Source organism: Arthrobacter sp. MOO21 (assembly GCF_057369995.2).
In genome coordinates, this window is sequence record NZ_CM170671.2 from 228,139 (window position 1) to 241,663 (window position 13,525).

The following is a 13,525-nucleotide window of genomic DNA, read 5'->3' on the forward strand; positions in this document are numbered from 1 at the left end:
GACACCTGGTTCAACGTCGAACCAGTCTCATCATCAACAAACACCTCACCCGCATGCTGCAACACATCAAACGTCGCCGACGCCGGCGTCACCGCACCATCCAAAACACGCGACGGATAATTCAACCGCCCCACCGCATTCTTCGACTTACTGACCACCCACACGCCACCGTCGTTCAACTCCACCTCAGTGGTCTTAAACCCCGGATACAACACAGCACCCGTCACCACAACAGCCAAAACAACACCAAACGCCGTCCCGGCAAGGCGGCGGGAGCGCAGCAGGCGGCGCCATGCCGGCACCCCTGTGGCAGGGCTTTGGGCGCGCGTTTGTCCGCGACGTTTCATTCCTTGAATCCCCCGAAAATATGTGGCCTACGGCCGGCCGGCTTCCTCAGGAGCCGGGCACCACAACAATACCGCCAATCCACCAACAAGTGGATAAATTCAGTGCAGCGGCGGCGGTTGCCACGGCAGCCCCGTTTCCAGTCTGGAATTCCTAGTCCAGGACCAGGCCCTTGCCACGGCCGCGCGTAAGGCGGACCGGCCGGATTTCGCCGAAGCCGCGGACGTTTTCCGGCGGCTGCGGGATCATGATGAACCGTTCGTCATGTTCCAGGGCCGACGCGGTCATCGAGTCCACCAGGACGGTGCCCGGGTCGGCAAGGCTGGTCAGGCGTGCGGCGAGGTTGACCGTGGGGCCGTAGATGTCCCCGAGCCGGGACAGGATGCGGCCCCAGACCATCGCCACCCGGGCTTCGGGCAGGATCTCGTCCTCGGTGAAGGCCTCGGCCAGGGCGAGCGAGATCTCGGCGCCGGCCGCCGGGGTTTCGGCAATGTAGAGGACTTCGTCGCCGACGGTCTTGACCAGCCGGCCGCCGCCCACCGAGATGATTTCCGCGCACTTGTTTTCGAAGCGCTGGACCAGCCGGGCGAGGGTCTTCTCATTCATCCGGCGGGACAGGCTGGTGTAGGAGACCAGGTCGGCGAAGCCGACCGCGCGGGCCAGGGGCAGCGGCGCGTCGTCCTCGTCGCCCTCCCGGCCCTCTTCGCTTGCCTGCAGGCCGGCCTCGGCCCGCACCGCGAGCCGCTGGACTCCGGCATTGAGTTGGCGGCGCCAGGAGTAGACCAGCACCTCCTCGAGTGCGTCCACCAGGGCGGGAAGTTCGTTGACCAGGCGTTTGCGGGCCACCGCGTCCGTGACGCCCTGCTCGTGGACCATGTCCTCCACCAGGGCCTCGATCTGCCAGACCACCATGCGGTCGGTCATCTGGCCGATGGCGCGGGTGACGGAAATCGCCGCTTCCTCGGTCAGCTTGCCGGCACGGACCAGGTCCACCACAGTGGACAGGGCCGCCTGGTCACGTTCAGTGAAGGCCACGTCATCGTCCCCGAAGTTGGGGAAGCCAAGGGCGCGCCAGAGTTTCCGAGCAGAGAGCAGTGAGAGGCCGGCACCGGCTGCGACTTCACGACGGCGGAGCTTGCGTTCGCCGCCGAGGAGCCGGGCTTCGAGCGCTTTCATGGCCAGCCGCTCGGCGGACATGGCGCCTGTGGCGGGATGCCGGTCGACGCCGGGCGGCGGTGCGGCGGGTTCCGGCGATGTCGCGGAGTATTCAAAGGAGGCCGTGTCAACGGAGCGGGTGTCAGGGGCGATGCTGTTCATGCGTTCCTGCTGGTCCTCATCGTTCATCCCGTCCACCTTCTCTCATACTTTCCGGTAAAGCCCCGGCTGCGTATTGCCCCGCTGCATCCGGCCCTGCGTCGTCGTCGTCCGGCAGTTCCCCGATGGCATCGAGGATAAAGTCCCGGAACCTGGAGACCTCGGGTACGTCGCGGAAGACCACCACGCCCTGGTACCCGGTCTCCAAGGATATATTCCCGGACCGCACCAGGCGTTGCAGGAGCGTCTCGTGGACTCCCAGGTTGCGCACCGAGGCGAGATTGACCTGCTGCTCCCGGCGGTTCAGGATGCCGTAGCGGGCCACCATCCGCCGGCTGGTCAGCGTGTAGCGGGTGCTGTGCCAGCGGAGCAGCCGGGGCAGGCAGTAGCCGAGCCACACCGCTGCGGCCGCTGCAACGCAGGCAGCCACCAGCCAGGGCGTCCCCCTGGCGCCGAGGGCCGGCACCGCGCGGGCGCCACCGCGGATGATCCAGGCGGAGGCGAAGGCGGCCAGTGCGGGTGCCAGCACGAAGGCCAGGGCTGGTCCGGCGAGTTTCCTCGGCTGCGGGCGGGTGGTGACTATGACTTGCTCGCCCGGGACGAGGCCTTTACGCATAGCCGCCTTCGCCGGGTTCTTCAGGCGCATTCCACGGCCGCAGGTGCACCACGTCCCCCGCTGTCACCACGTGTTCGTGGGAGTCCTTGTCCACCACGAGCAGGGAACCATAGTCGTCCAGCCTGGTGGCGTGTCCGATGATCTCATGGTCGCCGGGAAGCTGTGCCCGCACCTGCTTGCCGAGTGTCACCATGGCTGCTTCCACCCGTTTGTGCAGTGAGGGGCCGCCTGCCATGCCCGCGGTGGGGTCGCCGTCGGCATTGCAGAAACTGCGGTACAGGACCGCGAAGTGGGACAGGTAGCTCTTGAGGAGGGCGGTACGGTCCGTGGTGCGCGCCCCTTCCAGGAGCACCGACGTCGCCGTGGGGACCGGCAGGTCTTTTTCGCCCAGGGTCACGTTCAGCCCTGTACCGAGGATGACCGGCGGGACGCTGCCGTCCGCCATGGGACCAAGCTGGGCCAGGATGCCGGCAATCTTGCGTCCCCGCACCAGGACGTCGTTGGGCCACTTGAGTTCGGCGGGGAGGCCTGCCGTTTCCACGAGTGTCTCGCGCAGCGCCAGGGCCGCGATCAGGGACAGCCAGGAGTAGCTCTGGGTGGGAAGGGGCCGGCGGTCGGCGTTGACGGGGCGCAGGACCACCGAGACGGACACAGAGCTCAGCGGCGGCGCTTCCCAGCGCCGGTCCAGGCGTCCCCTGGCGGCGGTCTGGTATTCGGCGGTGAGGACGGACAGGTCCGGCCAGGCCGCAGGCTCGACCGCGACGAAGCGGAGGAGGTCGGCATTCGTGGAGCCGGTGGAGTCAACGACGTCGATCCGGGGAATCCCCGCAGCCGAGAGGAAGCGCTCGTCGGCCAGGTCACTTCTGTCCAGGGGGGTGCCCGGTGCGTGTGCGTCGTCCATAGCTAAATCCTACCGAGCCAAATCCCGCCAGGCGCCGTACAGCCCGGGCGCAGGCGCTAGAGGAAGATGTCCGGAACCAGCTGGTCCTCCGGTGCCCCAAGACTGTAGGGGCGGAAGTCCGCCACTCCTGCTGCCGCCAGGACCTGCTCGTCCGTGTAGAAGTTTCCGGTAGCGGCGGCGCCGGCATGGAGGTTGCCTCCGGTCAGGACCGCGTGGGCGGCGTCGGCCATGATCTGCGGCCCGCGGGCAGCCAGTACCATCGTGTCGCCGTGGGGCATGTTCCTGATGGCCGCGGTGTCGATCAGGGTGCACGGCCACAGCGAATTGACCCTGATGCCGTCCTCCTTCAGTTCCTCGGCCAGCCCCAGCGTCGTCAGGCTCATCCCGTATTTCGCCATGGTGTAGGCAAGGTGCTTCCCTGCCCAGTGGGGATCGAGGTTAAGCGGCGGCGAGAGCGTCAGGATGTGCGGCTGCGCCGAGGCGCGCAGGGCGGGCAGCGCCAGCTTGGACAGCAGGAAGGTACCGCGCACATTGATGTCCTGCATCAGGTCGTACTTTTTCATGTCCAGGTTGTCCGTGGTGGACAGGTCGATGGCGGAGGCGTTGTTGATGACGATGTCGACGCCGCCGAAGCGCTCCACAGCCGCCGCCACAGCCCCTGCCACATCCTCGTCCCGGCGGACGTCGCCCACCAGCGGCAATGCCTGGCCGCCTGCCTGCACCAGTTCCTCCGCGGCAGTGAATACCGTGCCTGCCAGCTTGGGGTGGGGTTCCCCGGTCTTGGCCAGGAGCACGATGTTGGCCCCGTCCCGGGCAGCCCTCCTGGCTATGGCAAGGCCTATGCCGCGGCTTCCGCCGGAGATCAGGAGCGTACGTCCGGCGAGGGTGCCGGAGGCCTGGTACGGGCTGCCGGAAGCGGGCAAAGCCTCATCGCTTGAAGTCATGGAAACACTGTAACCCAGGCAAGTTACCGGTGAGTAACATTGCGCGCGGGGTGCCGGATCGGCAGAAAATTGTAGGTTCCCTACAGCTGTGGGTGTCCAAACCGTCACTAGACTTGCCACCAGGGTTCGTCTTTTGTGTGGATGCTACTTAATCTCGCAGCGCCGGACCCGCCAGCGAACAGAACCAATCTGCAACAGAGCCGGAGACACTTGATGAGCCACGATCTGACAACGACAGCGGGAAAGATCGCCGATTTCCGCGACCGCCAGGCGCGTGCAGAACAACCCTCCGGCCCCGAGGCCATCGAAAAGCAGCATGCCCGCGGCAAGAACACGGCCCGCGAGCGCATCGAACTCCTGCTCGACGAAGACTCGTTCGTCGAATTCGACGCCCTGGCAGTGCACCGCTCCACAGCCTTCGGCATGGAAAAGAAGAAGCCGCTCGGCGATGGCCTGGTGTCCGGCTACGGCACGGTGGATGGCCGGCTGGTGGCGGTCTACAGCCAGGACTTCACGGTCTACGGCGGATCGCTAAGCCAGGTCAACGGCGAAAAAATCGTCAAGGTGCAGGAGTTCGCACTGCGCAACGGCTGCCCTGTGGTCGGCATCCTGGACGGCGGCGGCGCCCGCATCCAGGAAGGCGTTGCCTCGCTGGCCATGTTCGCGGACATCTTCCGCAACAACGTCCACGCCAGCGGCGTGGTACCGCAGATCTCACTCATCATGGGCCCCTCCGCGGGCGGCGCCGCCTACTCCCCCGCGCTCACCGACTACGTGGTGATGGTGGACAAGACCTCGCACATGTTCATCACTGGCCCCGACGTCATCAAGACCGTCACGGGCGAAGACGTGGACATGGAAACCCTGGGCGGCGCCCGGCAGCACAACGCCACCACCGGCACGTCCACCTACCTGGCGTCCGACGAAACCGACGCCATCGAGTTCGTGCGCGAACTGCTGGATTTCCTGCCGTCCAACAACCTGTCCGAGGCGCCCGTGCTGGGCCACCAGCAGGAGCTGGAAATCGACGACGACGACCTCGCCCTGGATGCGCTGGTGCCGGATTCCGCCAACCAGCCCTACGACATGCGCGCCGTCGTCGAGCAAATAGTGGACGACGGGCATTTCCTGGAGATGCAGGCCCTGTACGCCCCCAACGTGATGATCGGCTACGGCCGGGTGGAGGGCCACACGGTGGGCATCGTGGCCAACCAGCCCCTGCAGTTCGCCGGAACCCTGGACATCGCCGCCTCGGAGAAGGCAGCCCGCTTCGTGCGGCACTGCGACGCCTTCAACATCCCGATCATCACGCTCGTGGACGTTCCCGGCTTCCTGCCCGGCAAGGACCAGGAATTCCAGGGCATCATCCGCCGCGGCGCCAAACTCCTCTACGCCTACGCCGAAGCCACCGTCCCCAAGCTCACCGTCATCACCCGCAAGGCCTACGGCGGGGCGTACATCGTGATGGGTTCCAAGAAGCTCGGCGCCGACCTGAACCTGGCCTGGCCCACGGCCCAGATCGGCGTGATGGGCGCCCAGGGCGCCGTCAACATCCTCTACCGCCGCGACCTCGCTGCGGTCGCCAAGGACGGCGGGGACGTCGAGGCCCGCCGCGCCGAAGTCATCCGGCAGTACGAGGAAGAGCTCCTGAACCCCTACCAGGCGGCCGAACTCGGCTACGTGGACGCCGTGATCGCTCCCTCCGATACCCGCATCCAGATCATCAAGGGACTGCGGGCACTGCGCGACAAGCGCGCCAGCCTGCCCGCCAAGAAGCACGGGAACATCCCGCTGTGACCGCGGCACACGGGCACGAATCCAAGGCGGCGGCCGCCGAAGCCCCGGAAGCCCAGGCCGCTCCCCTGCTCTCGGTTGTCAAAGGGCAGCCGAACGCCGAGGAACTCGCCGCCCTGACCGCCGTCGTCCTTTCCCTCGGCGTCCCTGCCCCCGCCAAGGCAGGCGCCCCGAGCGTCCGGCACTGGGTGCGCAGGCAACAGCTGCGTCTCGCCCCCACGCCGGGGCCGGGAGCCTGGAAACGCAGCGGCCGGTAACCCCCACCCACGGCACTGCCGGGGTTAGGCTCGGGAGGTGACTATCGAGACTGCACCCGCTTCCCGTCCGCACACCCGGATTGACGCCGTCGCGGACGCGTATACGGACACCCTGATCCGGCTCAACCCGACCCTGGCCACCACCCTTGGCCTGCCCGGGCACGAGACGGAATACCAGGACTTCTCCCCTGCCGGCATCGCCGGATTCGCTGAGGCCGCGCGGGATGCCCTGGCCGCGCTGGAGGGCCTGGAGCCGGAGGATGACGTGGACGCCGTCACGCTCGACGCGATGCGGGAACGCCTCGGCCTGCAGCTGCTGATCCACGCCTCCGGATGGGAGTACGCGGAGCTGAACAACATCGCCTCGCCCGCCCAGGACATCCGCGCCATCTTCGACCTCATGCCCACGGCCGCCGAACGGGACTGGGAGCACATCGCCGGCCGCGCGCAGAACGTTCCCGCGGCACTGGACGGCTACATGGAATCCCTGCGCATGGCCCGCGACGCCGGCAAGGTAGCCGCAGCACGCCAGGTGCGGATTGTCATTGAACAGGTCGCCAAGTACGCGGCGCCGGACGGCTTCTTCGCCAAACTCGCGGCAGGGGCCGCCACGGCTGCCGGCCCGTTGCCCGCCGCGCTGCAGGACAGGCTCGACGCCGGCGCCGGCGCCGCCCGCAACGCATACACGCGGCTGGCGGAGTTCCTCCGCACCGAACTGCTGCCCGCCGCGCCGGAAAAAGATGCGGTCGGCAAGGCCCGCTACGCCCTGGCGTCCCGTTCCTTCCTGGGCGCCGAGGTGGACCTGGAGGAAACGTATGCCTGGGGCGTGCAGGAACTGGACCGGCTGATCGCGGAACAGGAACAGGTGGCCGCCACGATCAAGGCCGGCGCCACCATCGCCGAAGCCAAGGAGATCCTGGATAACGATCCGGCCCGGCAGCTCAAAGGCACCGACGCCCTGCGCACCTGGATGCAGGAACTCTCCGACAAGGCCATCGCGGAGCTGGCAGGGGTTCACTTCGACATCCCCGACGTGATGAAGAAACTCGAATGCCGGATCGCCCCCACGGACGAGGGCGGCATCTACTACACGGGCCCGTCCGAGGACTTCAGCCGGCCCGGGCGCATGTGGTGGTCCGTCCCCGCCGGCGAGGACACGTTCACCACCTGGGCCGAAACCACCACCGTGTACCACGAAGGCGTCCCGGGCCACCACCTGCAAATAGCCACCGCCACCTACCGGCGCGAGCTGCTGAACAAGTGGCGGCGGAACGTGTGCTGGACCTCCGGCCACGGCGAAGGGTGGGCACTCTACGCAGAAAAGCTGATGCAGGAACTGGGCTACCTCAAGGACCCCGGCGACCACATGGGCATGCTGGACATGCAGCGCATGCGCGCCGCGCGCGTGGTCTTCGACATCGGCGTCCACCTCGAACTCGACATGCCGGAACGGTGGGGCTCCGGCACGTGGACCGCCGACAAGGGCTACGCGTTCCTCCAGCAGAACCTTCCCATCAGCGAAGGCCAGCTCAACTTCGAATTCATCCGCTACCTCGGCTGGCCCGGCCAGGCCCCCTCCTACAAGGTCGGCCAGCGCCTCTGGGAACAGATCCGCGCCGAACTCGAGGCACGGCCAGGGTTCGACCTCAAGGAGTTCCATACCAAGGCCCTTAACATCGGCTCCGTGGGACTCGACACCCTGCGCCGGGCGCTGCTTGGGTAGCGCGCCCTGCTCCGCGAGACATTAAGCACATCCATGCCGGGAATAAGTAACAAACCGGGCTGCAAGCCCTGATTTGGCGGGGTTTGCCAGCTCCGCCGGCATTCTTTCGCGCGTAATATTTCTCAATGTTCTTTCGACGTGGTATGTGCATGCCGTCTAGCTTGTTCTGGTGAGCACTTCTACCAGCAACCCCGCATCCTCCGGGAAGACCGCATTCCAGCTGCCCAAGTGGGCCGGCTCGTTTGGCTTCCAGATCATCGCCGCCCTCATCGTGGGCCTGGGGCTTGGCCTGCTGGCCAAGTACACCGGCAGCACCAAGGCCAACCCGAACGGTCTCGGCGCGACGCTGCAGACCATCGGCTCCAGCTACGTCTCCCTGCTGCAGACCGCCGTCGTTCCCCTGGTTTTCACGGCCGTCGTCAGCTCCATCTCCAACCTCCGCCAGGTGTCCAACGCCGCAAGGCTGGCATGGAACACGCTCCTCTGGTTCGCCATCACGTCCCTGATCGCCGTGCTGATCGGCATCGGCCTGGGCGTCCTGCTGCAGCCAGGCGCCAACACCGGGATCACCGGCGAGGCCAAATACTCCGGCAAGTCCGGTGACTGGTGGTCCTTCCTGGTCGGCCTGTTCCCCAAGAACTTCCTCGGCCTGGGTGCCAGTTCCACCGTTGCCGAATCCGGCGCCGTCACCACCTCCGTCAGCTTCAACGTCCTCCAGATCCTGGTCATCGCCATTGCAGTGGGCGTCGCCGCCCTGAAGGTGGGCAAGGCCGCAGAGCCCTTCCTCAAGCTCAACGCCTCTGCCCTGGCCGTCATCCAGAAGGTCCTCTGGTGGATCATCCGGATCGCGCCGCTGGGCACTGTCGGCCTCATCGGCAACGCCGTGGCCGTGTATGGCTGGGACACCATCGGTTCGCTCGGCAAGTTCACTGTCGCCATTTACATCGGCCTGGCCCTGGTGCTCTTCGCGGTCTACCCCGTCCTGGTCCGCAGCCACGGCCTGTCCATCAAGCAGTACTTCTCCGGCGTGTGGCCCGCCGTCCAGCTGGCCTTCGTCTCCCGCTCCTCGGTGGGAACCCTTCCGCTGACCCAGCGGGTCACCGAGCGCAGCCTGGGCGTCCCCCGCGCCTATGCATCCTTCGCCGTCCCGCTGGGCGCCACCACCAAGATGGACGGCTGCGCCGCCATCTACCCCGCCGTATCGGCGATCTTCGTGGCCCAGTTCTTCGGCATCCAGCTCGACTTCAGCCAGTACCTGCTGATTGCCCTGGTCTCCGTGCTGGGCTCCGCGGCAACCGCCGGAACCACCGGCGCCGTCGTCATGCTCACGCTGACGCTCTCCACGCTGGGCCTGCCGCTGGCCGGCGTCGGCCTCCTGCTGGCCATCGACCCCATCCTGGATATGGGCCGTACCGCCGTCAACGTGGCAGGCCAGGCCCTGGTCCCCACCATCGTGGCAAAGCGCCAGGGCATCCTGGACGAGTCGCTCTACAACGCGCCCCGCAACGGCACCCCCTTCGTTGAAGAGGACGCAGCCAATGACCGCACCGCCACCGACGGAAACAGCGCCGACACCGCATCCCGCGAACTGCAGGATGCCAAGGCCTAGCCTCAACCGGTAACCGCAGGGTGCTCCGGGAAGTCCCCGGGAATCTGAACGCCTCAGATTCCCGGGGACTTCCTTGCGTTAACGCCCGCCGCCTCCGATGATGCCGTTCTGCACGGCCTTCGTGACGGCGTCGGCTTCAGCCTGCGTCAACTTCCCGTCCGCCACGGCCTTGTCCAGCCTGGCCTTGAGCTCAGCCGCATGCTCGGCCTGCTCCTCGGCGCGCAGTTCCTGCAGGGCTGCGGTCACCTTCGATTCGTCGATGCCCAGGGATTCGGCCAGCGATTTGGCCAGCGCCGCCTCACGGGCGGCGGGGTCCGGCCTCTGGCCCTCTGCCGGGGGCGTGGTGGGCTTGTTGGCCTCACGGAAGGCCTTCAGCGCGTCGGTCACCTTGGCCTCATCGACGCCCAGCTTGGCTGCCAGCTCGGAAGCCTGTACGGGACCGTGGCCACCGCGGCCACCGTGCCGCCCCATGCCGTCCGGCGCGGTGTTGCCATCAGCCGGGGCGCTGGAACTCGTGGTCGGTGCCGGCGCAGGCGCCGTGGTGGTGGCCGATGCCATCCCGGCCATCCCGATCCCGCCTGCCAGTGCCAGCGCAGCCGCTGACAGGCCCAGGGTCATTTTCTTCGTGCGTGTCATCTTCGTTGTCTCCTCGATGGGCCGTCGCTTGACGGCGGATGGTCTGCCTCTTTCGAGACACCTCCAGCATCGGCGGCCAGCTTCTGGAGAGCCTGTTGGGAACCTTTCGTTCTGCTGTGAATCTAAGTTGCCCTGAGTGCAAAGTTGCACGTAGTGTAATTCCGTGACTTCCGCGACTTCACCCGGCGACAGCGAACCTGCCGCACCATCCCGCCGCGAACTCAACAAGGCCGCCACCCGGCAAGCCATTACAGATGCTGCCCTCGGGCTCCTGCGCGCCAAGGGCCCGGGGAACTTCACCGTGGAGGACATCGCGGACGCGGCAGGGATCTCGCGCCGCACCTTCTTCAACTACTTCGGCAGCACGGACGCCGCACTTGCCTCCATCGTGCACGGCTTCCTGGACAACGCCATCCAGCAACTGCGGCTTCGGCCCGCCGATGAGCCACTGCTCGAGTCAGCGCAGGCGGCCCTGACGGCCCTCGCCGACCCTCAAGCCGTGGCCCCCCTGGCGGAGCTGTTCACCCTCACCCAGCAGAGCCCGCTCATGCAGCACAGCGAACTTGAGGCCTGGGACCACTGCAGGGCCCAGGTTTTCGACGTCGCGCGGGAGCGGCTGGGCGGCGGCGCTGAACAGGATGAGCTGTACGTCCACGCCCTGGCCGGCTCCATCATCTCCTGCGGCAAGGCTGCCATGGAGGTCTGGTTCAACCGGCGCGGGCCGGACCTGACGCCCTCCTCCCTGGCCGAGCTCCGCCAGCTGCTCATCGATTCCATGGCCCTGCTGGGCACCGGCTTCACCAACCCTGCATTCCTTTCCGCTTCCCGTTCCTCCTGATCAGATCGGCCCTGCGCATGGCACTCCTCCTCTACCGGCTCGGCACGTTCTCCTACCGCCACCGCTGGCTGGTCATCTCGCTCTGGCTCGCCGTACTGGTGGCCGTGGGCGGATCAGCCGCAGCTTTCCACGGCACCCTTTCCAACAACTTCCAGATCCCGGGGACCGAAACCCAGCGGATCGCGGACAAGCTCAAGCAGGAGCTGCCCTCAGCCTCCGGCGGCAGCGCCACGATCGTTTTCGAAGCCCCCGACGGCGGTTTCACGGCTGAGAGCCGGGCGGCAGTGACGGATGCCTTGAAGAAGCTCCAGACCCTTCCCGAGGTGCGCGGCACGGTCGACCCGTTCGCAACCCAGGCCCAGGTGGACCAGGCGGGCAAGGCCGTCACCGACGGCGAACAGCAGCTGGCGGCAGGCCAGGGGCAGCTCGACGCCGCCAGGGCACAGCTGGAGGCCGGCAAGGCGCAGCTGGCCGCAGCCGAGCAGCAGCTCACCGCTGCCGGCGCACCGGCAGCCCTGGTCGACGCACAGCTGGGCCAGCAGAAGGCAGCGCTGGCAGCCGGCCAGGCAAAGCTCGACGCCGGCACCCAGGAACTGGAGGCCAACAGGGCCAAGCTGGAACTCGGCAAGCGCCAGGCCCAGGCAGCCTCGGCCATCCGCTTCGTTTCCGAAGACAACAAGGCCGCCGTGGCACAGGTGCAGTTCAAGACCTCCATCAACGGCCTGGGCCCGGTGGTCCGGAAACAGGTGCAGGACATCGCCCACGGGACGTCCGCGGCCGGCGTCACCGCGCTGGCCAGCAAGGAAATCACCGAGGACATTTCTGCGTTGTTCGGCACCGCTGAGGTCGTCGGCATCGCCGTGGCCGCCCTCGTCCTGATCCTCATGCTGGGCACCCTGATCGCCGCCGGGCTTCCGCTGCTGATGGCCATCATCGGCGTGGGAGTCGGCGTCGGGGTCACCTTCGCCCTCTCCGGGCTCTTTGACATGAGTTCAATCTCCCCCATGCTGGCGCTCATGCTGGGCCTCGCCGTGGGCATCGACTATTCGCTGTTCATCGTCAACCGGCACCGGACCCAGCTCCTGGCCGGCATGGACCCCGAAGAGTCCGTCGCCAGGGCCAACGGAACCTCCGGCAACGCCGTCGTCTTCGCAGGCCTCACCGTGATTATCGCCCTTACTGCGCTGGTGGTCCCGGGGCTTCCGTTCCTCACCGTCATGGGCCTTGCCGCCGCGGGCACCGTAGCCGTGGCCGTGCTCGTTGCCATCACCCTGACCCCCGCCATGCTGTCCCTGATCGGCCGCCGCATCATCTCCAAGCGGGCCTGGGCAAAGGCCGAAGCGCACAACGCCGAGCCCGGCCACGAAGCGGCAGATGACGCCGTCGACCGCGAGCGCAGCACCCGCGGCTGGGGCGGCCTGGTCACCAAGCACCCGTGGGCAGCGCTGGTGGCCGGTGTCCTCCTCCTGGGCACCCTGGCCCTTCCCGCCACCCAGCTGCAGCTGGCCCTTCCCGACGGCGGCTCCGAGCCCGTCGAGTCCGAGGCGTACCAGGCCTACGACCTGACCGCCCGCAGCTTCGGCGAAGGCGTCACCGGCCCCATCGTGGCGGTCGGCGAGTTCCCCGCGGACCTGGACGAAGCCCAGGCACAGAAGCTGCAGTACGACATCGCGGACAAGCTCCGCGCCGTGGACAACGTGGTGGCCGCCGTGCCGGTGGCGCTCAGCGAAGACCGCCGCACCGCCGTCTTCCAGGTCATCCCCCAGGAGGGCCCGGCCAGTGCCAGCACCGTCCGGGTGGTTTCGGACCTGCGTGGCCTCAACAGCGACATCAAGGCCGACTATGACGTTGCCATGGGCCTGACCGGGCAGACTGCCGGCAACGTGGACGTCTCCACCAAGCTCGGTGACGCCCTGCCGCCCTACCTGGCGATCGTCGTCGGGCTCTCCCTGGTCCTGCTGCTGCTGGTGTTCCGCTCCATCGTGGTTCCGCTGCTGGCCACGGGCGGCTTCCTGCTCTCCCTGTCCGCCGCATTCGGGGCCGTGGTGGCCGTGTACCAGTGGGGCTGGCTGGGAAACATCTTCGACGTCGCGAACCCCGGCGCGGTACTCAGCTTCCTGCCCATCATCCTGATCGGCGTGCTGTTCGGCCTGGCCATGGACTACCAGGTGTTCATCGCTTCCGGCATGCGCGAGGCCTACATGCACGGCTCCACCGCCAAGGAAGCGGTCCGGGTGGGCTTCCGGCATGCCGCCGCTGTGGTGACCGCCGCGGCGATCATCATGGTCAGCGTCTTCTCCGGCTTCATTTTCAGCCACCTCACCATGGTCCGGCCGCTCGGCTTCGCCATGGCCTTCGGGGTCCTGTTCGATGCCTTCGTGGTGCGCATGACCATCGTCCCGGCCGTCATGTACCTGCTGGGCAGCAAGTCCTGGTGGCTGCCGCGCTGGCTGGACCGGATCCTGCCGGACGTGGACGTGGAGGGCGCCAAGCTCAACCGCGGCCAGGGCGCTCCGGCGTCCGCCGAGCTGGTCCACTAGGCTGAACC

Annotated in this window: 11 protein-coding genes; 6 read left to right on the forward strand and 5 right to left on the reverse strand. The window is 67.3% G+C overall.

The annotated features are described in order from the left end of the window. Positions 1-498: 498 nt before the first annotated feature. The 4 genes from AC2JAJ_RS01010 to AC2JAJ_RS01025 are packed head-to-tail and all read right to left on the reverse strand — an operon-like array spanning position 499 to position 4,120. A complete protein-coding gene (locus tag AC2JAJ_RS01010) occupies positions 499-1,689 on the reverse strand; it encodes an adenylate/guanylate cyclase domain-containing protein (protein ID WP_486414598.1) in 1,191 nt (396 codons plus the stop codon). Further along, positions 1,679-2,275 (reverse strand): PH domain-containing protein, encoded by a 597-nt coding sequence (locus AC2JAJ_RS01015; RefSeq protein WP_486414597.1) that lies wholly within the window; start codon positions 2,273-2,275, stop codon positions 1,679-1,681. The genes AC2JAJ_RS01010 and AC2JAJ_RS01015 overlap by 11 nt, the downstream gene beginning before the upstream one ends. After that, complete coding sequence (locus AC2JAJ_RS01020; protein ID WP_486414596.1) at positions 2,268-3,176, reverse strand: biotin--[acetyl-CoA-carboxylase] ligase; 909 nt, start codon at positions 3,174-3,176, stop codon at positions 2,268-2,270. The genes AC2JAJ_RS01015 and AC2JAJ_RS01020 overlap by 8 nt, the downstream gene beginning before the upstream one ends. A 56-nt stretch (positions 3,177-3,232) precedes the next feature. Then, positions 3,233-4,120 (reverse strand): SDR family oxidoreductase, encoded by an 888-nt coding sequence (locus tag AC2JAJ_RS01025; RefSeq protein ID WP_486414595.1) that lies wholly within the window; start codon positions 4,118-4,120, stop codon positions 3,233-3,235. A gap of 213 nt (positions 4,121-4,333) precedes the next feature. Between AC2JAJ_RS01025 and AC2JAJ_RS01030 the strand changes: the two genes are divergently transcribed. The 4 genes from AC2JAJ_RS01030 to AC2JAJ_RS01045 all read left to right on the forward strand — a co-directional run bounded on the left by AC2JAJ_RS01030 (position 4,334) and on the right by AC2JAJ_RS01045 (position 9,503). After that, positions 4,334-5,917 carry an acyl-CoA carboxylase subunit beta gene (locus AC2JAJ_RS01030; protein ID WP_473693074.1) on the forward strand — a complete coding sequence of 528 codons (1,584 nt, stop codon included), beginning with the start codon at positions 4,334-4,336 and terminating at the stop codon, positions 5,915-5,917. Beyond that, complete coding sequence (locus AC2JAJ_RS01035; RefSeq protein ID WP_486414594.1) at positions 5,914-6,171, forward strand: acyl-CoA carboxylase subunit epsilon; 258 nt, start codon at positions 5,914-5,916, stop codon at positions 6,169-6,171. The genes AC2JAJ_RS01030 and AC2JAJ_RS01035 overlap by 4 nt, the downstream gene beginning before the upstream one ends. Positions 6,172-6,208: 37 nt before the next feature. Further along, positions 6,209-7,894: a DUF885 family protein gene (locus tag AC2JAJ_RS01040; RefSeq protein ID WP_501053301.1), complete on the forward strand. Its 1,686-nt coding sequence runs from the start codon at positions 6,209-6,211 to the stop codon at positions 7,892-7,894. 169 nt (positions 7,895-8,063) lie between these two features. Next, complete coding sequence (locus AC2JAJ_RS01045; RefSeq protein WP_486414593.1) at positions 8,064-9,503, forward strand: dicarboxylate/amino acid:cation symporter; 1,440 nt, start codon at positions 8,064-8,066, stop codon at positions 9,501-9,503. A gap of 78 nt (positions 9,504-9,581) precedes the next feature. On the opposite strand, the gene AC2JAJ_RS01050 is transcribed toward AC2JAJ_RS01045, so the two are convergent. Then, on the reverse strand, positions 9,582-10,139 hold the full coding sequence (locus tag AC2JAJ_RS01050; RefSeq protein WP_486414592.1) for a hypothetical protein: 558 nt from the start codon (positions 10,137-10,139) through the stop codon (positions 9,582-9,584). Positions 10,140-10,302: 163 nt separating this feature from the next. Between AC2JAJ_RS01050 and AC2JAJ_RS01055 the strand changes: the two genes are divergently transcribed. Both AC2JAJ_RS01055 and AC2JAJ_RS01060 read left to right on the forward strand, forming a co-directional pair. Beyond that, on the forward strand, positions 10,303-10,977 hold the full coding sequence (locus AC2JAJ_RS01055; protein WP_486414591.1) for a TetR/AcrR family transcriptional regulator: 675 nt from the start codon (positions 10,303-10,305) through the stop codon (positions 10,975-10,977). Between the two features lie 17 nt (positions 10,978-10,994). Beyond that, positions 10,995-13,517, forward strand: a complete 2,523-nt coding sequence (locus AC2JAJ_RS01060) for an MMPL family transporter (RefSeq protein WP_486414590.1) — start codon at positions 10,995-10,997, stop codon at positions 13,515-13,517. Positions 13,518-13,525: the final 8 nt, after the last annotated feature.